At 46.2% G+C, this 22,816-nt stretch carries 15 protein-coding genes; 14 read left to right on the top strand and 1 reads right to left on the bottom strand.

The genetic code is table 11. From position 1 onward, the window contains the following. Window positions 1-33 precede the first annotated feature (33 nt). From MKY44_RS09135 to MKY44_RS09195, 13 genes are all read left to right on the top strand, one after another. A complete protein-coding gene (locus MKY44_RS09135; RefSeq protein ID WP_340908314.1) occupies window positions 34-1,662 on the top strand; it encodes a response regulator in 1,629 nt (542 codons plus the stop codon). Between the two features lie 123 nt (window positions 1,663-1,785). Further along, window positions 1,786-3,471, top strand: coding sequence for a sugar ABC transporter (locus tag MKY44_RS09140; RefSeq protein ID WP_338593718.1), 1,686 nt, complete (start codon window positions 1,786-1,788; stop codon window positions 3,469-3,471). Window positions 3,472-3,663: 192 nt separating this feature from the next. Continuing rightward, the gene (locus tag MKY44_RS09145) at window positions 3,664-4,554 is read left to right on the top strand and encodes an ABC transporter permease (protein WP_017689297.1); all 891 of its coding nucleotides are present in this window, start codon (window positions 3,664-3,666) and stop codon (window positions 4,552-4,554) included. Between the two features lie 18 nt (window positions 4,555-4,572). Continuing rightward, window positions 4,573-5,451, top strand: a complete 879-nt coding sequence (locus tag MKY44_RS09150) for a carbohydrate ABC transporter permease (protein WP_076326910.1) — start codon at window positions 4,573-4,575, stop codon at window positions 5,449-5,451. A 32-nt stretch (window positions 5,452-5,483) separates the two neighbouring features. After that, a complete protein-coding gene (locus MKY44_RS09155) occupies window positions 5,484-6,569 on the top strand; it encodes a glycoside hydrolase family 53 protein (protein ID WP_341006845.1) in 1,086 nt (361 codons plus the stop codon). An 89-nt stretch (window positions 6,570-6,658) separates the two neighbouring features. Beyond that, window positions 6,659-8,731: a beta-galactosidase gene (locus tag MKY44_RS09160; RefSeq protein WP_338593722.1), complete on the top strand. Its 2,073-nt coding sequence runs from the start codon at window positions 6,659-6,661 to the stop codon at window positions 8,729-8,731. Between the two features lie 208 nt (window positions 8,732-8,939). Next, window positions 8,940-10,379: an NAD-dependent malic enzyme gene (locus MKY44_RS09165; protein ID WP_074094504.1), complete on the top strand. Its 1,440-nt coding sequence runs from the start codon at window positions 8,940-8,942 to the stop codon at window positions 10,377-10,379. A 52-nt stretch (window positions 10,380-10,431) separates the two neighbouring features. Next, a complete protein-coding gene (locus MKY44_RS09170; RefSeq protein WP_341009812.1) occupies window positions 10,432-11,103 on the top strand; it encodes an HD domain-containing protein in 672 nt (223 codons plus the stop codon). Between the two features lie 300 nt (window positions 11,104-11,403). Further along, the gene (locus MKY44_RS09175) at window positions 11,404-12,471 is read left to right on the top strand and encodes an FUSC family protein (protein WP_017689291.1); all 1,068 of its coding nucleotides are present in this window, start codon (window positions 11,404-11,406) and stop codon (window positions 12,469-12,471) included. Window positions 12,472-12,621: 150 nt separating this feature from the next. Then, window positions 12,622-13,113, top strand: coding sequence for a pyridoxamine 5'-phosphate oxidase family protein (locus MKY44_RS09180; RefSeq protein WP_341006847.1), 492 nt, complete (start codon window positions 12,622-12,624; stop codon window positions 13,111-13,113). 244 nt (window positions 13,114-13,357) lie between these two features. Then, window positions 13,358-15,733, top strand: coding sequence for an RNA polymerase recycling motor HelD (gene helD / locus MKY44_RS09185; protein ID WP_341006848.1), 2,376 nt, complete (start codon window positions 13,358-13,360; stop codon window positions 15,731-15,733). Window positions 15,734-16,059: 326 nt separating this feature from the next. Beyond that, complete coding sequence (locus MKY44_RS09190; protein WP_341006849.1) at window positions 16,060-17,919, top strand: adenine deaminase; 1,860 nt, start codon at window positions 16,060-16,062, stop codon at window positions 17,917-17,919. Window positions 17,920-18,305: 386 nt separating this feature from the next. Further along, entirely contained in the window at window positions 18,306-19,226 is a 921-nt protein-coding gene (locus tag MKY44_RS09195; RefSeq protein ID WP_341006851.1) for a hypothetical protein, read from the top strand. 167 nt (window positions 19,227-19,393) lie between these two features. Here the strand turns inward: MKY44_RS09195 and MKY44_RS09200 are convergent, their stop codons facing one another. Then, window positions 19,394-20,314, bottom strand: a complete 921-nt coding sequence (locus MKY44_RS09200; protein ID WP_341006852.1) for an AraC family transcriptional regulator — start codon at window positions 20,312-20,314, stop codon at window positions 19,394-19,396. 172 nt (window positions 20,315-20,486) lie between these two features. Between MKY44_RS09200 and yicI the strand changes: the two genes are divergently transcribed. After that, the gene (gene yicI, locus MKY44_RS09205; RefSeq protein WP_341006853.1) at window positions 20,487-22,805 is read left to right on the top strand and encodes an alpha-xylosidase; all 2,319 of its coding nucleotides are present in this window, start codon (window positions 20,487-20,489) and stop codon (window positions 22,803-22,805) included. The last annotated feature ends 11 nt before the right edge of the window (window positions 22,806-22,816 follow it).

Raw genomic sequence — 22,816 nt, forward strand, 5'->3', positions numbered from 1 at the left:
TTTGCAGAATGAACGAAATAGGGAGTGAATCACTTGATTGATATATTACTGGTAGATGATGAGACATACGTAACAGAAAGTCTGGAACTTACAATCCCCTGGGGAGAGCTTGGAGTAACGACTGTGCTTCGTGCCGCTTCGGGTAAAGAAGCACTGGAAATTATGGAGGAAAATGCAGTGGATATCGTGGTGACCGATATTCGCATGCCTGGCATGTCCGGACTGGATCTGATTGCAGAGGTAAGCAAACGTTGGTCCCACATTCGCTGTATCTTGCTGACGGGTCACAGTGATTTTACTTATGCGAAGAAAGCGATTCAATTGCAGGCGGCGGATTATATCCTGAAACCTGTAAATGATGATGAATTTATGAGTTCCGTGTCGGCAGCTATCACATCTCTTCGCGATGAGTGGGATGAATTCGATAAATATCACCGGCTCTTGTACAGTCGGAAGTCTGATTATAAAATTTTACGGGAAAATCTTATGCATGATCTGCTGTTGGGGCGTGAGATCACGGCGCGGGCACTTCGGGAACAACTGCAACAATATGAGATTCATATTGACCCGGAACAATCGGCTGTGATGATGCTGATTCGCCTTACAGGACGCTTCTCATCAATGGACCAGCAGTCTCTGGATCTGATGGATTTTGCGGTAGGTAATATTGCAGAGGAAGTACTTGGAGAGCAATTTAACGTGTGGTTTGGTCGCGGACCCCATGAGTGTCTGGTAATGTTTTTGCAGAATCAAGAACAGATCGAAGCTCCGCAGATGAACTTGGAGACGTTGAGAATCTCAGCTGAAACTTTCCGTGAACATGTTATTCGATATTTGCAGGGAGACCTGTCCATGGTAGTTACACCGTCATTTCCCTTTAATGAATTGACAGTAGCTTATCGAAAAAGTCTGGGTTCGCTTGTCCTTTCAGGACCAGAAGAACACAAGATTATATATATGGACATGGATCAGGCACTCGGCAAAAGACCGGAGAATGATGCAACGCAGGCGCTCGAAGAGCTGTACAAACCACCTGTACTTCCACAATTGCTTGAGACCAAGCAATGGGAAGCGGCGGCGCGTAAGCTGAACACGGTTTTTGACGAGGCAGAACAGGTACGATTGTCCAGAGAACATGTGTATGAGATGTATCTGTCGGTAACTAATGCATTTATGTATATCGCACATAAACAGGGGCATCTGGTGCATGAGATTGATCATGCGGGATTCGATCTGCTCCTTGCGCATCAGTTGATTCAATCCCCCGAGAAGCTGCGGCGCTGGGCAACCGAGATGCTGGCGAAGCTTCAGGAAGAGTTGTCCGATCAGGAAGGTGTGCAGAGTCGCAGACATGTGATCAAACAGGTTCAGGAGCTGGTGACAAGAGATACAGGACAGGATCTGTCGGTGAAGATGATTGCGGACAAGGTATATCTACACCCCGTATATCTATCAAAAATTTACAAGGCAGAGACAGGGGAAGGTCTTGGGGACTACATGATTCGTATGCGCATGGAACGTGCTCTGTATCTGCTTAAGAATAGCAACAAAAAAATATACGAGATTACAAGTGAGCTTGGCTATCAAAATCCGCAATATTTCAGCAAAATGTTCAAAAAACATTATGGTATGACACCAAATGAATTTCGGGATCAGGCATAATTACAACAACATTCCAGAATATAGGTTGGCAAAGGTGCAGAAATCTTGATTTCGTATCATAGGCTCAAAGGCCTGGTCAGCCTATAATGAAAGGGTAACCAAAACGATTTAAGGGGGAACAACATGAGAGCGCAATCAACGAAAAAGAGATTCTTGTCGCTTCTCGCTACAACGCTGTGTCTGACTGTCGTTCTTGCAGGATGTTCAGGCGGCAGTGGAGGCGGAGATAATGCAGCTTCAAACACAACAGGAACTGAAAACGAATACAAAGAGAAATACGATCCGCCAGTTACGATTACAACAGCCTGGGGAATTGATCCAGAGCTAAAATTCAAAAATGGCGAATCCATGGAAAATAACGTGGCAACCAAGTGGGCCAAAGATCAATTCGGTATTGAAATCAAATCGTTGTGGTCAGTAACAGACACAAATGGAGCATTTGCAACCAAGCTTCGTCTTGCCATGTCATCAGGACAGGAAATGCCTGATATTGTAAACGTGGGTGATAATCTGCTTGCTCAGGATCTGATTGATTCTGGAATGTATCAAGAAGTAGGTCCACTGTTCGATAAGTATGCTTCGGACACATGGAAAAAAGCAATTGAACAAGATCCAAACGTATGGAACCAATATAGCCGTGATGGCAAAAGAATGGGTATCCCTGTTTTGGACTACGCATACAACAATGATTACTTGCTCTGGATTCGCCAGGACTGGCTGGACAAGTTGAATCTGAAAGCACCAAAAACAATCGATGAGCTGGAAACCGTTATGGAAGCATTCAAAAACAATAACCCTGACGGATTGGCTCCTGATAAAGTCACTCCGCTCAGCATTGGATTCAAAACTTCCATGAATACATGGATGGGAGACCCATCTTGGATCTTCGGAGCATATGGAACATTGCCGTTCCAATGGAATCTGGGGGAAGATGGCAAGCTGGAGTATGGCTCCATCAATCCGGGTATGAAGCAAGGTCTGACCAAATTGAGCGAATGGCTCAAAAAAGGATATATCCCGCAGGAAGCAGCTCTATGGGATGAGAACAAAACAGCAGAACCAGCAGTTGCAGGAACTGCCGGCATTATTCCAGGACCTTACTGGATGAGTGGATGGCCACTTCTGGATACAGTGAAAAATGTACCGAGTGCCGTATGGAAACCGATTGAAATTCCGTCTGGTCCTGAAGGCAAAGCGATGCGTCACGGAACTCAGTTCGTTAATGGTGTTACGTTGATCAAAAAAGATATGGCACACCCAGAAGCATTCTTTACGTACCAGAACTACCTGTTTGACAATTATGCAGACCCAGCACCAGGTAGCCCTTATGATAACGGTCTGTTTGCAGGTTATGACTATCAATTGGATGCAAATGGAAAACAAATGCCGATTGACGAAATCGAAGGCGGATACGTGAACGTTGTACGTTATTTGCTTGTTCGTGACGGTGCTCGTATTCCAGATGCACAGATGAAAGCTCTGATGAACTTGGCCAATGGTAAAGAGCCTGAAACCAAGCTTGAAAAAGATGTTGCTGTCAACTACGGTAAAGAGACTCCAGCAGCAGCGAAAGTGTTGCTAAGCCAAGAAGAAATTTCCTTCAAGAACATGTTCACAGGTCCGACAACAAAGACGATGAAATCCAAGTTGGACTATCTGAACAAAATCGAGAATCAAGCATTTAACGAAATTATCTATGGTAAAAATCCGGTTGATGCGTTTGATACGTTTGTACAAACGTGGAAATCGGGTGGCGGTGACCAAATCACACAAGAGGTTAACGAATGGTATGACAGTGTGAAAAAATAGTTTTAAACGGCGCACAGACGGTACTCGTCTGTGCGCTTTTTTTTATGTGTATTTAGGATGAAGGGAAGTGGTTGAATTTGTGCCATTTATATTGCTTTTATGTGCTGTTTGGACCCCGTAAAAGGTTGATATAATCGCATTATAAGCCACTCAGGGAGTACTTGAGTAGGAAGAAATACAGGGGGAGCAATCATGAGAACTTTGAAACGCACTTGGCCATTCCACGTTATGCTGTTGCCAGCCATTATCTTTCTGATTATCTTCAGTTATGTGCCTATGGGCGGAATCATTATGGCGTTCCAGAACTACAAGCCATGGCTTGGGATTAGCGGTTCTGAATGGGTTGGGCTGGACAACTTTAGATATCTGTTTGAACGTGAAGACAGCTTACAGGTCATCTGGAACACATTGATTATTGCTGTACTTAAACTGATTTTTAATTTATTTGTTCCATTTGTTTTTGCCATTCTTTTAAATGAGGTTCGCAAGATGGCTGTACAGCGAACGATTCAAACACTCGTATATTTACCTCACTTCTTGTCCTGGGTCATTCTGGGCGGGATTTTGATAGATCTGTTGTCAACAGGCGGCTTGGTTAACCGGGTTCTGGGAACCTTTGGACTCGGGCCATATTTCTTCCTGGGAGACAACAGTTGGTTCCGATCTACGGTCATTCTGACAGATGTATGGAAAGAATTTGGCTATAACATGATTGTTTTTCTGGCTGCCCTTGCCGGAATTAATCCAGCATTGTACGAAGCAGCAGAAATTGACGGAGCAGGACGCTGGAAACAGACGCTGCACATTACAATTCCTTCGCTTGTGCCGATGCTGATGGTTGTAGGAACACTGGCGCTTGGTAACGTACTGAATGCCGGATTTGACCAGATATTCAACTTGTATAACCCGCTCGTATATCAAACGGGTGACATCATTGATACATTTGTATATCGTTCCGCAATGCAGAATGGTGAGATGGGCTTTGCAACCGCGATCGGATTGTTCAAATCGGTTATTAGTATGATCTTGATTCTTGTATCGTACAGCTTAGCCAAAAAATACGCTGGATATCGCATATTCTAAACGAAAGAAGGGACCACGATGTATCATAAATCATTGCCTTATCGCGTGTTTAATATAGTCAATACCTGCTTTCTGATTTTGGTGGCCATTATGTGTATCGTACCAATGATTCATGTACTGGCAGTATCCTTTAGTACAAAGGCTGCTGCCGACGCCAATCTGGTCAATCTCTGGCCCGTAGGTTTTTCACTTGAGGCTTACAAAAAGACGATGAACAATCCAATTTTCTTGAACTCGCTCTGGATTTCACTTCTACGTACAGTAATTGGTACAGCTATTACCTTGCTGATTACGTTCCTGGCGGCGTATCCGTTGTCCAAAGAGAATAGTGAATTCAAAGGCAGAACGATCTACTCCTGGATTTTTGTATTCAGTATGATTTTCAACGGGGGACTGGTGCCATTCTACATGGTTATCCAGAAGATCGGGTTGATGGATTCCTTCTGGGTACTGGTACTCCCAGGAGCAGTTAACACATTCCTTGTCATTCTGATGCTGAACTTCTTCCGTGGTATTCCAAAAGAGCTGGAGGAAGCGGCGCTGATGGATGGAGCTAACCATTTCAGAACATTGTTCAGTATCTTCCTTCCCATTTCGATGCCGTCCATTGCAACAATTGCATTGTTCAGTATGGTGTTCCACTGGAATTCCTGGTTTGATGGATTGCTCTACATGAATAACGCCAAGGATTACCCGCTTGCTACATTTATGCAAACGGTCATTATTGGACGTGATATGAGTAGCATGAGCATGAATCCAAAAGAAATGGAAGCTCTCTCTCAAACCACGGTAAGGGCAGCTCAGATCTTCATCGGAAGTGCACCGATCTTGATTGTGTATCCTTTCCTGCAACGTTTCTTTGTTAAAGGTATGACATTGGGCTCAGTTAAAGGCTGAGCCTGTACCCCAAATTAATGGAGGTTGATACAGTGAGCAACTTGACGGAAAAGACATTCATTCTGGGAATGGATGTGTCCTTTATGGATGAAATCGAACAGCATGGCGGGAGTTATAGTGATGTGGATGGCAAGGAACAAGACTTGCTGTCCATCCTGAAGATTAATGACGCTAACGCGATACGACTTCGAATCTGGAATGATCCTGTTGGTGGATTCTGCAATCTGGAGCGGACGGTGGAGATAGCCAAACGGATCAAGGAACAGGGCTTGAAATTTTTGCTTGATTTCCATTATTCTGATCGCTGGGCTGATCCAGCCAATCAGTGGAAGCCGAAAGCATGGGAGCATCTGTCCTATGAAGAGCTTCAACGTGCGGTATGCATGTATACGGCTGACGTTCTGAGAACCTTGAAGGAACACGATGCGCTTCCGGACATGGTGCAGGTGGGCAACGAGATTACACCAGGCATGTTATGGAGTGAGGGACGTGTTGGTGGAGAAGAGCATGATACGGATGAACAGTGGGAGCGTTTTGCAGGCCTTGTGAAGTACGGAATTGCTGCGGTCAAATCCGTTGACGCGGATATTCAGATTATGATACATATTGATCGCGGTGGAGATAACGCCGAGAGCCGCAAGTTTTACGATCGCTTTGAAGCACTGGGTGTTGAGTTTGATGTCATTGGTCTCTCGTATTACCCTTGGTGGCATGGCACACTCGACGCGTTACGTGACAATCTTCATGATCTGGCTGAGCGTTATGGCAAACCGATCAATGTAGTTGAAACCGCTTATCCATGGACGCTGGAGCAGCCGGAAGGCATTGAATGGATTTTGAATCAGGAAGATATGTTGTTACCAGGATACCCTGCAAGTGTAGAGGGACAGACCAAATATCTGAAGGATCTATTGCAGATTATTCGCGAAGTTCCTGGTGGTTTGGGGCACGGATTCTATTATTGGGAACCTGCCTGGATACCAAGTAAAGAAGAATGGTCCGTCGGTCATCCGAATAACTGGGGCAACCTCACCATGTTTGATTTTAAAGGTCGCAAGTTGGAATCGTTTACAGCACTTGCTACTGTTGAAGAATCAGATGTCGTGACATACGTGTAATCTAGCGTAATACGTATCGTTCTGTAAAGTCGTTGTTATCGTATATAAACTAAAAAACAGTAATTAATTAATGCAAGGGAGTTGTCCTTATGACATACAAATTTCCACCTGTAAGTTCCAAAGCCCCGCACATGTTGCATGGTGCAGACTATAACCCGGAACAATGGCTCCGCTATCCTGAAGTTCTGGAAGAAGATATTCGCTTGATGAAGCTTGCCAAGTGTAACGTGATGTCCATCGGTATCTTCTCATGGGTATCCCTTGAGCCGGAAGAGGGCGTATACACGTTTGAATGGCTGGATCAGGTGTTGGATCGTTTTGCAGCAAACGGCATCTATGCATTCCTCGCTACACCAAGTGGTGCCAGACCTGCCTGGATGTCCGCGAAGTACCCGGAAGTGCTCCGCGTATCCGAGAAGCGTGTCCGCAATCTGCATGGTTTCCGTCACAACCATTGTTATACTTCCCCGGTATACCGTGAGAAGGTTACTGCGATCAACACAAAACTGGCAGAACGTTATTCGGATCATCCGGCTGTAATCGGCTGGCATATCTCGAACGAGTTCGGCGGAGACTGTCATTGTGATTATTGTCAGGAAGCGTTCCGTGGTTGGGTTCAGAAGAAGTATAAAACACTCGATGAATTGAATCATTCGTGGTGGACGACATTCTGGAGCCATACGGTTACAGACTGGAGTCAAGTGGAATCTCCGGCTCCACACGGTGAGACACAGGTACACGCGATGAATCTGGACTGGCGCCGTTTCGTTACGGATCAGACAGCTGATTTTATCGTGCATGAAACAAAACCGTTGAAAGCTAAGAATCCCGATCTGCCAGTCACAACAAACCTGATGGAATTCTATGGCGGTCTGAACTATTGGAAGTTCGCTGATATTCTGGATTTCCTCTCTTGGGACAGTTATCCGACTTGGCATGATGCAGATGACGACGCGAAACAGGCATCCCGGATCGCCATGATGCATGATATCGTTCGTTCTATCAAAGGCGGTCAGCCGTTCTTGCTGATGGAGAGTACTCCAAGTTCGACGAATTGGCAAGATGTCAGCAAGCTGAAAAAACCGGGCATGCATCTGCTCTCTTCTCTCCAGGCTGTGGCACACGGTTCCGATAGTGTTCAGTACTTCCAGTGGAGAAAAAGCCGGGGGTCCAGTGAGAAACTTCATGGTGCGGTGGTAGACCACGTAGGAACGGAACACACTCGAGTGTTCCAAGATGTCACCGACGTAGGAACGGCTCTTGAAGGCATGGAAGCTATTGTAGGAACAGCGGTTCCGGCAGAAGTTGCAATCATTTTTGATTGGGAAAACCGCTGGGCCGTTAATGATTCCCAGGGTCCGCGTAATATCGGTGTGAAGTATGAGCAGACCGTGGAAGAGCATTACGAAGCGTTTTGGAAAAAGGGAGTCGCTGTAGACGTTATTGATATGGATGCAGATCTGTCCAAGTATAAGTTGCTGATTGCGCCAATGCTCTATCTGGTACGTGAAGGTGTCGGGGAACGTATTGAGAAGTTTGTAGAACAAGGTGGTACGTTTGTAGCAACTTACTGGTCTGGTATTGTTAACGAAAACGATCTGTGTTTCCTGGGTGGATTCCCAGGCCCGCTGCGTAAGACACTTGGCATCTGGTCCGAGGAAATTGACGGATTGCATGATCGTGATCTGAACGGAATCATTCCGGAGAAGGGCAATGAGCTTCAGCTCAATACAGCGTATGATGCAATTGAACTGTGTGATCTGATTCATCTGGAAGGCGCGAAGTCCCTGGCTACGTACCGTTCTGACTTCTATGCCGGACGCCCTGCATTGACGGTTAACCAGTTGGGTTCAGGGAAAGCATATTATGTAGCGACACGTCTGAAAGCACCATTCTATGATGATTTCTATGCGAAACTAATCGCTGACCTGAACATTGAGCGTGGACTTGAAACCGAGTTGCCTGCCGGAACAACGGCACATACACGTACAGATGGTACAGCAGATTATGTGTTTGTACAGAACTACACGCCAGATGAGAAGCTGGTTGAACTAGATGGACAGTCCTATACCGATCTGCTCAGTGGTGATGCTGTGGAAGCAAGTCTCAGCTTGAAGCCATATGACATTTGTGTTCTGCGCAGACCGGCTGCTCGAAAATAATATAGGTTCATCCTTACTTTATAAACGGAGTTAGAATAGACAAAGAGTGCCCTGAACGCCTGCATTGGTGTTCAGGGCATCTTTTTTATTTTATGCATTTGGGCTGTTGAACCACTTTTTCTGGACAAGATAAAGGATAAACGTGTCCGCGTAGCGAAGACAAACACGTAACATGTAACTCAAGACTTTCAGTCTGGGAGGAATGGAAATGAATCAAAGGAATCTGGATGGTAACAGCATTATTATTCGACTGGAAATGACAACTAAGGATATCAAGTTTGGCGAAGTGGCTTCGGCCATCTCGGAAGCTGGGGGAGACATCATTGCCATCGACGTGATTTCCACCAATCAGGATGTAAGCGTGCGCGACTTGACGGTCGCAGTTACAGATGCACAAGATAACAGTAAAATTATAGAAGGGGTACGCCAACTTAAAGGTGTGTCCATTATTAATGTATCGGATCGGACGTTCCTGCTTCATCTGGGCGGTAAGATCGAAGTAACACCAAAGACCCCGATTCAAAACCGGGAGGATCTGTCACGTGTGTACACTCCGGATGTGGCTCGTGTGTGTTCAGCCATTTCAGAAGAACCCGGCAAAGCCTTCTCATTGACAATTAAACGGAATACAGTGGCCGTCGTATCTGATGGCAGTGCGGTACTTGGACTGGGCAACATTGGTCCCCGTGCAGCGATGCCTGTCATGGAAGGTAAAGCGATGTTATTCAAACAATTTGCAGGTGTGGATGCTTTCCCAATCTGCCTGGACACACAGGATACCGAGGAAATCATACGTACTGTGAAAGCGATATCACCTGGTTTTGGCGGCATTAATCTGGAGGATATCTCGTCACCGCGTTGTTTTGAAATTGAACGTCGTCTGAATGAGGAATTGGACATTCCTGTATTTCATGATGACCAGCATGGCACAGCCGTTGTGTTATATGCCGGTCTGATCAATGCGCTCAAACTGGTGGGCAAGTCCATTGAAGATGTGAAGATTGTGGTCTGTGGTATCGGTGCAGCAGGTGTAGCATGCAGCAATATATTATTGTCCGCGGGAGCCAGCCGGCTTATAGGTGTCGATCGTGAGGGTGCAATTGTGCGGACACAAACCTATGAGAATGAAGTCTGGAGTGATTATGCAGCTCGTACTAATCCCGAACTGGAGACTGGATCGCTGCGTGATGTCATTCGTGGAGCCGATGTATTCATTGGCCTGTCCCGCGGGAATCTGTTAACTCGCGAAGATGTTCAAACCATGGCAGAAGATCCAATCGTGTTTGCAATGGCAAACCCGGTACCTGAGATTATGCCTGCCTTGGTGGAAGATATTGTAGCGGTAATGGCAACAGGACGATCCGATTATCCGAATCAGATCAACAACGTTTTATGTTTCCCAGGCATCTTCAGGGCAGTTCTGGATTGCCGAGCCACCGAAATTAATGAAGAAATGAAGCTGGCAGCCGCTCAAGCGATTGCTTCGGCCATAACGGATGAAGAGCGTACACGTTATTACATTATTCCGAGTGTGTTCAATGATAAAGTGGTCAAATCGATGCGCAGTCGCGTGATTGAAGCAGCTATTAAGACGGGTGTAGCTCGGCGTATTCCGCGTGAACAGGCCCGTGAAGGCGGGGAATCGTAAGATGTCAGAGAACCCTCTTCAACCTGGTGGGAATCTGCAGGAATTAGGGCACATGCATAAAATAGATGGAATAACGGCAGGAGAGGCTATTCTGCGCGCCACCCGATCCTTTGTCCAAGGGGACTCATCCAAGCATAGTGATGGTCATGACTGGCCGCACATTGAACGGGTAACGGCACTTGCGGTTGAACTCGCTCACCGCATGGGTGCAGATCCATTTGTCTGCGAACTGGCCGCATTATTACATGATGTACCGGATGAGAAGCTGAATGAGAGCTTGGAAGCCGGGATGGCCAAACTGAATGACTGGCTGGATACCCAACCTCTTGACCCGGATATGCGTAATAAGGTCGTGGGTATTATTAGCACCATCTCATATGCGGGAGGCCAGCGTCCTGCGGTCAGTTCGCTTGAAGCACAGGTTGTTCAGGATGCGGATCGACTGGATGCACTGGGTGCGATTGGGATCGCGCGAACCTTTGCCTTTTCAGGCGCCAGAGGGCGCGAGATGTACGATCCGTCCCTTCCCCCACGGGAGCAGATGACCCGTGAGGAATATCGCAATGGGCGTAGCACAACGATAAATCACTTTTACGAGAAGTTGTTCAAGCTCAAGGATCTGATGAATACCTCCTATGGCAAGGAGCTGGCGGAGCTGCGTCATGATTATATGGTGCAGTTTGTGGACCAGTTCAAAAGGGAATGGGAGGGTACGGACCGTTAGGCAGGCATAATAAGCATGAGCATTCCACAGAAGTATCATAAGTAACAGAGGCGAATCTTTGAAGTGGCGAAAATCCATTTTGAAGATTTGCTTCTTTTTGGGTTAATAATGTGTATTAACATACATAAAGAAATCAATTTCATAATACCTCTGACTTATGACATGGCAACGGAAGACCTTACATGGTACAATAAATCGTTCTCCTGAATGAATTCAGGCAAAAAAAGAAATATGGGGTAATAATGAACATGATTATCAAATGTAAAATTTCAGGTTCGGTAAAGAGGAGGGGTCACCACCATGTCGTTTGGTGCACGTGTACTTAAGACGGGGATCGCGGTCACGCTTGCCTTGTACCTAAGCAGCCTGTTCTTGAACCCGCAATCTCCCGTGCCTGCCGCAATCGCGGCTATATTCGCCATGCAGCCTTCCATCTATCGTTCCTGGAAATACTTCCTGGATCAATTGCAAACGACCACGCTGGGAGCTATTGTGGCCTTGGTGGGAGGCATGGTGTTGTCTAATGAGCCAATCGCCGTTGGATTAATTATTGTACTTGTCATCATGATCTGTCTTAAATTGAATATGGGTGAGACGGTTGGCCTGACACTGGTCACGGTTGTATCCATTATGGAAGCCTCGGGTGACTGGCATTTTGCACTTAATCGTTTTCTGTTGACACTGGTTGGTATTGTATCGGCGTTTCTCATCAACATTACGGTATTTCCTCCGAAACCGAAGGTTCAGTTCGTGAAGCAGATCCATAGTGTATTCAGCGGTATGTCATTGCTTCTGCGAACTTCGATCTCGGATGAGATCAAGGAAGTTGTATTCCGGGAGGAGAAAAGCAACCTGGGCGGTTCCATTAAGTCTTTGTCCGACAAGTATAACTTGTTCGAAGAGGAACAGAAAAAGATGAAACGTTCGAAATTCAGCGAAACTCGGCAGATGGTGGTCTACAAACAAATGCTGCTGAGTCTGCAAAAAGGGTATGAGGTGCTGGATTCGGTGGAACGCCACTATTTCCAGGCACCGCGGACAACGGCCATGGATCAGTTTTTTGACTCACATCTTGAACTGGTTATCAAATTCCATGAGCATGCACTGCTCAAGTTCGAGGATAAGCTGAAACCTAATGGGGAAGAGGCCGCACAGTTTGTATTGGATAATGATCGTTTCATGGAGCAGGCGATCACCCAGTTTGATATCGACAAGGAAGGGATGTTACGATTGTCCATCGTGGCTGCTGCCATTTATGATTACGGATATCAACTGGAACGTTTGAATCGACTTGCCGAACATGTGCATAGCGCCAGTGAAGACAAAGAATCACAGGACAAAATTTTGAATTGGCTTAAGTGGCCTTAGGCATGATTCGTAATCAAAAGTAGACTTTTTGAACAACCTCTCTAAGTGCGAATTGCGCACCTGCTTGGCGATCATATACAATGTAGTTACAACATAGCCCGGACAATCGTGTCCGGGTTGTTTTGTCATACATATGGCTGAAGGGCATGAATGAATATTAACGAACTGAGGGATAGAGACATGATTATAGAGGAATTGGACGCTGAACTAATGGAATGGTTGAGTGGGACAAATCTGGAGCATAAACAGCATGAAGCCATGCAACTGCTGACCGTATCTGAGGATCAGTGGCCGCATCAGGCGATGATCAGTATGGGGGAAGTGATTGCGATAAATCCGCATAAGCTCAGACTTGCTTTATGGCAAGGAACACAGACCAGTATGAACATGAGCAAAACAGGCAAGGCTACCTTGATTGCGGTTCAAGGACATCGATTGTTGCATATCCGTATAGAAGTAGAACGGCTGCCTGAGATGAAGGGGGCTGTTCATCCGAGAGATCGTTTTGAAGCACAAGTGCTCCAGGTACGTGTAGATCACGCGCCATATGCGGAGATCACTTCAGGAATAACCTTTCAATTAAAAGATGAACTTGGAGCAATTACACGCTGGAAAGAGACGATTGAAGAATTACGAAAGTAGGCAGGAGTAGCCAGGTCAGTTGAGGACCCGGTGATTGGGTAATAATGAAGAAGAAAACAACAAAAAACGCCTCCGCTTGCATCGGGACGTTGTCACTGGTACAATAAAAAATGGTTTTCAGAAAATTAGAACTAATTAACATATAATTAAAATGTTTACTTTCTAATAATTATACCATTGCCTTTTCGGGCTTGTCAAATGGGATTTTGAGGACACAATCCGGGGAAAGAGGGGCTATTAACATATGAGTACAGATCAGCAATGGAATGAGGAACAACAACGGGTCAATACCGTGACCGATCAGATTGAACGCAAGATCACAACGCTGGAAGATGAAGTTGGTTCCTTCCGTGACGAAGTGGTTGGCATGAGAAAAGACTTCTGGGACGAAGTCACGATGAACTTTAGCGAAGCGGATGATGTCGGGGAGACTTCAACCAGCATGCGGCAGCAGTCACAGGTATTGTCCGATCGGGAGCGTAGCCATCTCAATACAGCGGCTGCGTTGGATAAAATGAAACGACTGCATCATTCACCGTATTTTGGACGCATTGATTTCAAAGAAGATGGGTATCCAAATGCAGAACGCATTTATCTCGGCATTGCATCGTTGCTGGATGAGAAGGAAGAATCTTTTCTGGTCTACGACTGGCGTGCGCCAATCTCCAACCTGTATTATGACGGAGCACCGGGTCCAATCACGTATCATACACCAAGCGGGGAGATCAGCGGTGATATAGAGATGAAGCGGCAGTTTGTCATTCGGGACGGTCGTATCCGGTTTATGTTTGACACAGGGGTTACGATTGGTGATGAGTTGTTGCAGGCCGTGCTCAGTCGAACTTCGGATGCACAGATGAAGAGTATTGTAGCGACCATTCAGAAGGAGCAGAACCGGATTATCCGTAATGACCGGACACGTATGCTCATTGTGCAAGGCGCAGCCGGCAGTGGCAAAACATCGGCGGCGCTCCAACGTGTGGCATATCTTCTTTATAAATACCGCGAGCATCTGCAAGCGGATCAGATGGTTCTTTTTTCACCAAATCCAATGTTCAACAGTTATGTCTCCACGGTACTGCCTGAGCTTGGGGAGGAAAACATGTTGCAAACGACCTTCCAGGAGTATCTGGAGCGCCGTTTGGGTCGTGAATATCAACTGGAAGATCCGTTTATTCAACTCGAATATGTACTTACGGGGACGGAAGATCCCGATTACGATGTTCGCATGTCCAGCATCCGCTTCAAGTCATCCGAAACTTTCCTCAAGGTTATTACACGTTATAAGAAAAGTATGTTGTCAGGTGGCATGAAATTCAAGCCGGTTCGCTTCCAGGGCCGAGCGATTGTCACGTCAGAGGCTATGGCTGAGAAGTTCTACAGCTTCGAGTCATCCGTTAAGCTGGTGAGCCGACTGGAGATGTTGCGGGACTGGATGCTGAAAGAACTGTCTGCCTTTGGTAAAGGTGAACTGGATGCGCCTTGGGTGGACCAGCAGCTTGATCTGATGGAGCCGGAGGATCTGCAACGTGCGTATCAACGGTTGAAGCGCAAGCAAAAAGGAAAGACCCATACGTTTAATGACTTTGAGCAGGAAAGAGAAATTCTGGCACGTATGGTGGTCAGTGACCGACTCAAACCATTGCGGAAATGGATCAAGTCCTTACGATTCGTTGATATAAGACAATTATATGCACATCTGTTCAACGATCAGGCTCAGATGGAGCGATTGCTGGGTGACGAAGCGCTGCCTGCTCAATGGGATGAAATCTGTAAGATGACTTTACGCAGATTGAAGCTTCAGGAGTTGGCATATGAAGATATTACGCCATACTTGTACTTGCGTGAGCTTATGCTTGGATTCCATATTAACTCCAATATTCGCCATGTCATTATTGATGAAGCCCAGGATTATTCTGCGTTTCAGTTGGCATTTATGAAGAGATTGTTCCCACGGGCGAAAATAACAGCACTTGGTGACTTTAATCAGGCCATCTATGCCCACTCTTCAGTACTTAGTGGAACAGGACCCTTGACTAACCTGTACGGACCAGACAACACGGAAGTCATTGAGCTGACCAGAAGTTATCGATCTACCCGGGAGATCGTGGAGTTTACACGTGGCATGGTGCCTGGTGGGGAAGAGATTATTCCATTTAACCGCAGCGGTGAGAAACCTAAAGTGATCGTTTCTTCTGATTCAGAGCGTCATATGAATGTCATCACGATAGACCTCAAGCACTTGATTAAGGAAGGGTACGAATCGGTTGCAGTTATCTGCAAAACCGCCGAAGAGAGCAGAGACGTCCATGCTGCATTGAGTAAGGCGCTGCCCACAGCACCGAAGTTAATCAAGAAAACAACGCTGGCTTTTGAGCAGGGTGTTCATGTGATCCCGGCGTATCTGGCCAAAGGTGTGGAATTCGATGCTGTCCTGATCTATGACGGCTCTGCGGAGCAGTATGCTCAGGAGCATGAACGCAAGTTGTTCTATACGGCTTGTACACGAGCAATGCATCTACTGCACGTTTACTGCGTGGGCACACCAAGTCCGTTCATTACCGCCCAGTCGGAAGAACAGTATGATCTTGGCAAGGTGTCTGCTGCGCAAGTGGACTGACATAACACTTCATATGCATGAAGAAGGCTTCCGTTCAATGGAACGGGAGTTTTTCTGTATATGATACATATATCGGGAAGAAGCTAGCTTAGCGAGGGAAGTGTACATGATGAGGTTACAGCCATATAGGTGATCGTATTAAATGAAAACGTATTGAATGATAATACCTAACGTGAATTCGTAAGGATTGGGTCCCGTGGATAAATATGACTTGATAATTTGTATTCAAGCACAATGGATGTGATTTTTCTTTACACATGAGGTCTGGACTCATATAATCGTAACAATATATTTTTTTTGGATCGTTTATTAAAGGAGGCAACCATATGAACAAATCATCTTTTGAACGGCCACTTATGGCCGATTGTGTACCGGATCTGGTCGCTACAGCACGGGGAGATTTGCCAGCGACTTTGGTCATTCGGGGAGGTACGCTGGTCAACGTGATATCGGGTGAGATTTTGCCAGAGATGTCCATAGCTGTACAGGGAGCTCGAATCGCTTATGTCGGTAAAGATGTAAGCCACACCATCGGAGAACATACCCGGATTATTGAAGCAAACGGTAAGTATATTGCTCCTGGTTTGCTGGATGGACATTGCCATATTGAAAGTACACAGATGAAAGTAACCGAGTTTGCGAGAGCGGTCTTGCCTTCAGGCACGACCGGAGGTTTCTTTGACCCGCATGAGATCTCTAACGTGCTTGGTCTCAAAGGTCTGAGACTGATGCTGGATGAAGCGCGGACCACACCGATGGCTGCTTATATGCAGGTGGCTTCCTGTGTGCCTTCCACCCATCCAGGACTGGAGACAACAGGTGCCTATATCGGGCCTGAAGAGGTGGCAGAGGCTCTTTCCTGGGGTCCGGACATGATTGGTCTTGGTGAAGTGATGAACTTCCCTGGGGTAGTCTATGGGGACGAGACGATGATCGGTGAGATACAGGCGACCCTCCGAGCAGGTAAAGTGGCAGATGGTCATTTCACCTGGGCAGCAGATGACTGGCGTCTGCCAGCGTATGCAGCGAGTGGGGTTACAGGGGATCATGAATGTGTAACCAAGGAAGATGTGGTCGAACGTCTGCGACTCGGGATGTACGCGAAGATGCGCCAAGGTTCGGCATGGCATGATGTGGCTGAGACAATCAAAGCTTGTACCGAGCTTGGACTGGATACACGCCGGATGATGCTGGTGACCGATGACCGAAGCTCTGAATCCCTTCTCAAAGAAGGACATATGGACTTTGTTGTTCGTCTCGCAATCTCCCAAGGTGTGAAGCCGGTTACGGCTTTCCAAATGGCGACCATTAACACAGCTGAGCGCTTCGGTGTTGCGCGTGACATTGGTGCAGTGATTCCGGGCAATATAGCAGATATTATTCTGCTGGACGGTCGTTTGGCGGATGTACGCGTGGGCATGACAATTGCTGCCGGGCAAGTTGTAGCCGAGAATGGGAAAATGACGGCGGTCTGGGACAGCTTCACGTATCCTGAGGAAGCACTGAACACGGTGAAGTTGGAAGCTAATATTCAGCCAAAGGATCTGGAGCTGGCTGCACCCATCACAGAGGGTACGATTGGTGCCAAAATCATTCATGTGACAGAGAACCATGTGGATACGAAGGAGAAACACCTGCCTGTTACCGTAGAGAACGGCAAGGTTGTGGTTTCAACTTCAGGGGAAGTATGCAAAATTGCGGTATTGGAGCGTCACAAACAAACCGGGAACCGAGCGGTAGCGCTTGTTGGAGGCATCGGCTTCACATCACCTGCGGCGATTGCGATGACAGTTGCTCATGATAGTCACAACCTGTTGATTATCGGTAATGATGATGCGCTAATGGCTGAAGCCGGTAATCGCGTCATTCGTATGCAGGGCGGGGTGGCCGTGGTAACGGCGGAAGGTGTAACCGAATTCCCGCTGCGGATTGCAGGTTTGATGTCAACCGAGCCATTCGAAGTCGTTGCAGCCCAATCGGCAGCAGTCAGTGAAGCTTTACAGTCCGCAGGATGTACGTTGAATAATGCGTTCATGACGCTTTCGTTGCTCGCGCTGGTTGTGATTCCAGAATTACGTTTGTCCGACAAGGGGCTTGTGCGGATCTCGGCAGAAGGTATTGAACTGGTGTCTCTTTTCGATGAAGTGGTTGACAATACACCGGTAGCTACATCGGGTAATGAATGAACGGAAATGTCGACTAAACATCATTAAATAGTGGTTCCATATAAAGCCGCCTTAGGGCGGTTTTTTGGTGTGTTTTGAGAGAAAACGCTTTCTAGGTCTTCTGGAGCTTGGTGTACATATGGCAATAATGACTGAAGTCATGCTGGAATAAGGATTGAATTTGAAAATAATGAATAATTGTGACTTTTGAACTATACATACAGAACTACGAATTCCCGAAATATAGTTATATGATTCTTTCGTCGTAAGTCTTAAAGATGATATTGCATATAAAAGCAATCCGAATTCGTCGTACCTAATAAGTATCCATTAAATGAATATGAAACGACACAATTTCATCCAGATTTGCACGTCAGAGCTGATAACTTCAGAGGGAGTGTACAAATATGAAAAGCAAAAGAGGTTACCGTTTTATTTTATTATTGAGTTGTTTGATCCTGTGTGCGAGTACAGCCTGTTCTTCCAAAGCCATAGCGGATGGTTCGGTCGACAGTTATGCAACGATTCATGGAAAACTTGATGTACCGGTGAGAGCGACTTGGGTGTGGGATACCACCCAGATCCGAAGTAATCCTCAAGACGTGTTAAATTACGCTACAGCGAACAAGATCAATACGATCTATCTGCAGATGAACCGGGATATAAAAATTCCTGAGTATAAAAGTTTTATCCGCCAGGCGAGAGCCAAGAACATTGCAGTTGACGTCATGGATGGAAGATCAGCCTGGGGATTGACGGAAAGTCGGGAGCAGATTGCATCTTTCCTGGACTGGATCGAGGCATATCAGGCACAGGCGTTGTCCAATGAGAAATTTGCTGGTATTCATCTGGATATTGAGCCACATGTGCACCCGCAGTGGAAAATCAATCAAGCCAGTGTGATTACCCAGTGGCAAGGAAATGTGGAGTACATTGTTGAGCGAGCATCACGGATGAAAATGCCGGTAGCGGCTGATCTGCCTTTTTGGCTGGATAACTACAAAATTCCGGGTTCAACAATGGCCGTAAGCAGTTGGATGATTCGCAAGTTTGATTCCATCACCATCATGGCTTACCGCGATACAGCTGCTGCAATCTATAGTGTAGCGAAGGATGAACTTGCAGAAGCAGCTCTGCTCGGCAAGACGATCTCGATCGCCGTGGAAACAAAGCAAAGTAAGGAAGGCGACTTCATTACTTTTTATGAAGAGGGATCTGCTTATATGGAAGCACAATTAAAATTGGTCGAAAAAATGGCTTCAGTACATGCGTCCTTTAACGGTTTCTCCGTACATGAGTACACTTCATGGAAGACACTGAAAAAGTGAGGCCAATGTTAAGCTTCAAAGCGTAAGGCTGATAGTAGCGAATGAGATGAGTTCTAACTGAGCCAATGTGGCTCAGATCAGATCGTTACCTCACTCGTTAGCAGGAAAGTTGATGAAGAAGATAAAGAAGGTGCTTGCAGCTGAATAGCTGTGAGCACCTTCTTCTTTTACACCTGAACTAGGGCAGACTCCATTCCTACGTTCTCATAGAACATTTTGCGATACTGTGAAGGTGTGGTGGCTTTATGCTTTTTAAATGTAGTGATAAAGTAGCTTAGATGCTCAAAACCCACATCCATGGCGATATCAACAATTTTGTGATCCGTATTCTCAAGCTGAACGCAGGCCTGCTGAACACGGTAATAGTTAATGTAATCAACAGGTGTTTTCTGCACCATTTGTTTGAAGAAACGACAGAAGTGCCCTTCACTCATATTGGCCTCATCGGCCAGTTCTTTCAGCTTCAATGGTTCAGGATACCGTTTGTGAATATAACCGAGCACGGATTTCAGGCGCTCTACCTTGTCATGACTCCCTGTAGCCACAGTGCCTTTGAGCGTAGCAGGTCTCATATGTTCGAACATTCGGGCAAATATGAGGTACAGGTAGGCTTTTGTTGACATTTCACACGTTTCGGTTCGGCTAGCATGGTCTGCAAATATACGTTTCAGGAGATCCAGAATTTCTTGTCCCCAATCTTCATCTGCCTTGATATGACTGGGGGGAATCACCGTTTTGCGTACCAGTGGACCGATGAATTTCTCTTGGACCGTATCAAAGGTACGGCTGCCAAGCAGCTCGGGATTAAATACAATGGAAGAGAATACGCAGGGCACATCGCCCTTCAGATACCCCGCATGAATCTCACCTCGATTGATGAAAATGGCTTCTCCAGCTTGAACTTCAACGGTGTTCATATCAATCTGAAAGACGGCGCAGCCCTGGGTCACCATGGTGAACTCCATCTCATCATGCCAGTGGCAATCGAGAATGCTATCCCCGTTCAGTTGTTGAATATCCGGGTACACACTGACGGGATACATGGCATTGCCGTGAATCCGGTCTTCCCGTAATCGTTCACGTTCCATATAAGATTCTCCTTTTGTATCATTATTAATGTAATCGTTTCCATAGATTGGTGATGATGTTCAAGAATCGGATGTTTATTATCAAAATAGTGATATATTTGGTCAAAATAAGAGAAGAAATTCGTTATTAATATCAATATTATTATAATATAACCAAAGGGGGAAAGAAAACATGAAATTTACTGATGGATTCTGGATGACTCGTGAAGGGTACCAGATTCAAAACCCAACTGACATTCGTGATATTGTGCAAAAAGAGAATTCTGTGACCGTATATGCGGCAACTAAATATATTCGTTCCAAAGGCGACACGTTGAACGGTACATTGTTGAAAGCAACGTACAGCTCACCAATGCCTAACGTTATTCGTGTGACCTTGAATCATCATAAAGGCGGCGTGAAAAAAGGGCCTGTATTTGAGCTTAACACACAAGAAGCCAACGTTGAGATCTCAAAAAATGAACAAGGTGCTGTTTTGAAAAGTGGTAATCTGGAAGTTCAAATCGACAAAACAAACGGTTGGGATATTAGCTTCCTGTATGGAGGAAAACGGATTACAGGTAGCGGTCAAAGAGCTGCTGGTTATATTACAGGTCCAAGCAAGGAAGCGTACTTCCGGGAGCAACTTGATCTCGGTATTGGTGAATACGTTTACGGACTCGGTGAGCGCTTCACACCGTTTGTTAAGAATGGTCAAATCGTAGATACCTGGAATGAGGACGGCGGTACAAGCAGTGAGCAGTCCTATAAAAACATTCCGTTCTATTTGTCCAATAAAGGATATGGCGTATTTGTAAATCATCCTGAACGCGTATCGTATGAGATTGCATCCGAGAATGTATCTAAAGTGCAGTTCAGCGTAGAAGGCGAGACGTTGGAGTACTTCATTATCGGCGGTGACAATCCAAAGGATGTACTTGATAATTATACGAAATTAACAGGTAAACCAGCGCTTCCACCGGCATGGACTTTTGGTCTGTGGCTGACAACTTCATTCACAACGGATTATGATGAAGCAACGGTTAACCATTTCGTAGATGGTATGGCTGAACGTGATCTGCCACTTTCTGTATTCCATTTTGACTGCTTCTGGATGAAGGAATACCAATGGTCTGATTTTGTATGGGATGAAGCGATGTTCCCAGATCCAGAAGGCATGCTTGCACGTCTGAAAGAAAAGGGTCTTAAAATCTGTGCTTGGATCAATCCATATATTGCAGAAAAATCCTACTTGTTCGATGAAGGTATGGAGAACGGTTATCTGGTGAAAACAGCCGATGGCAGCGTATGGCAATGGGATATGTGGCAAGCAGGTATGGCTCTGGTTGACTTCACGAATCCGGATGCTGTGAACTGGTATAAGAGTAAGCTCGAAGTCCTGCTGGATCAAGGTGTAGATTCCTTCAAGACCGACTTCGGCGAAAGAATTCCGACCGATGTTGTGTACTTCGATGGTTCTGATCCGGTTAAAATGCACAACTATTATACACAGCTCTATAACAAAGCTGTATTTGAATTGCTCGAAGAGAAAATTGGCAAAAACGAAGCTGCCCTGTTTGCACGCTCTGCAACAGCAGGTGGGCAACAATTCCCGGTTCACTGGGGCGGTGACTGCTCTTCCACGTATGAATCCATGGCTGAATCGCTTCGCGGTGGCCTCTCGCTCGGACTTTCCGGTTTCGGATTCTGGAGCCATGATATCAGTGGTTTTGAAAGCACAGCGAGCCCTGACGTATACAAACGCTGGGTACAATTCGGACTGTTATCTTCACACAGTCGCCTGCACGGAAGCACTTCGTATCGTGTGCCTTGGCTGTTTGACGAGGAGTCCGTGGACGTTGTTCGTGACTTTACCAAACTCAAAATCAGCCTGATGCCGTACCTGTACAATTCTGCGGTAGAGTCAACGGTAAAAGGTATTCCGATGATGCGCGCTATGCTGCTGGACTTCCCAGAGGACCCAACAACATATAGCCTGGATACGCAATACATGTTTGGTGACTCGATTCTGGTGGCTCCAATCTTCAACAAGGAGGGAGATGTTCGTTATTACCTGCCTGAAGGAACTTGGACGAACTATCTGACAGGAGCGAAAGTAGAAGGTGGACGCTGGATCAGTGAAAATCATGACTTCAAAACACTGCCAATGATGATTAAGCCAAACAGTCTGATCGCTGTGGGTGCTGTGGATAGCAAACCGGATTACGACTTTGCAAATGATGTGTCCTTGCACTTGTTCGAACTGGCTGATGGCCAAACGGCTCAAGCGGTCGTTGTGAACCAAGCGGCAGAGAAGGAGCTGACAGTTAACGTTACACGTAATGGATCAGTGCTGGATGTTCGTGCTGAAGGTGCAGGTAAACCTTGGAACATCGTGCTTCGCGGTATTGAAAGTGTATCCAGCGTTGAAGGTGGTTCCCAAGTGTCTGGTGCAAATGGTGTCGTTGTTACAGCAGCCACAGGCGCAAGCGCGCTTACAATCCAACTGTAAAATGATATAGT

This window comes from Paenibacillus sp. FSL R7-0026, assembly GCF_038004485.1.
GTDB classification, from domain to species: Bacteria; Bacillota; Bacilli; order Paenibacillales; family Paenibacillaceae; genus Paenibacillus; species Paenibacillus xylanexedens_A.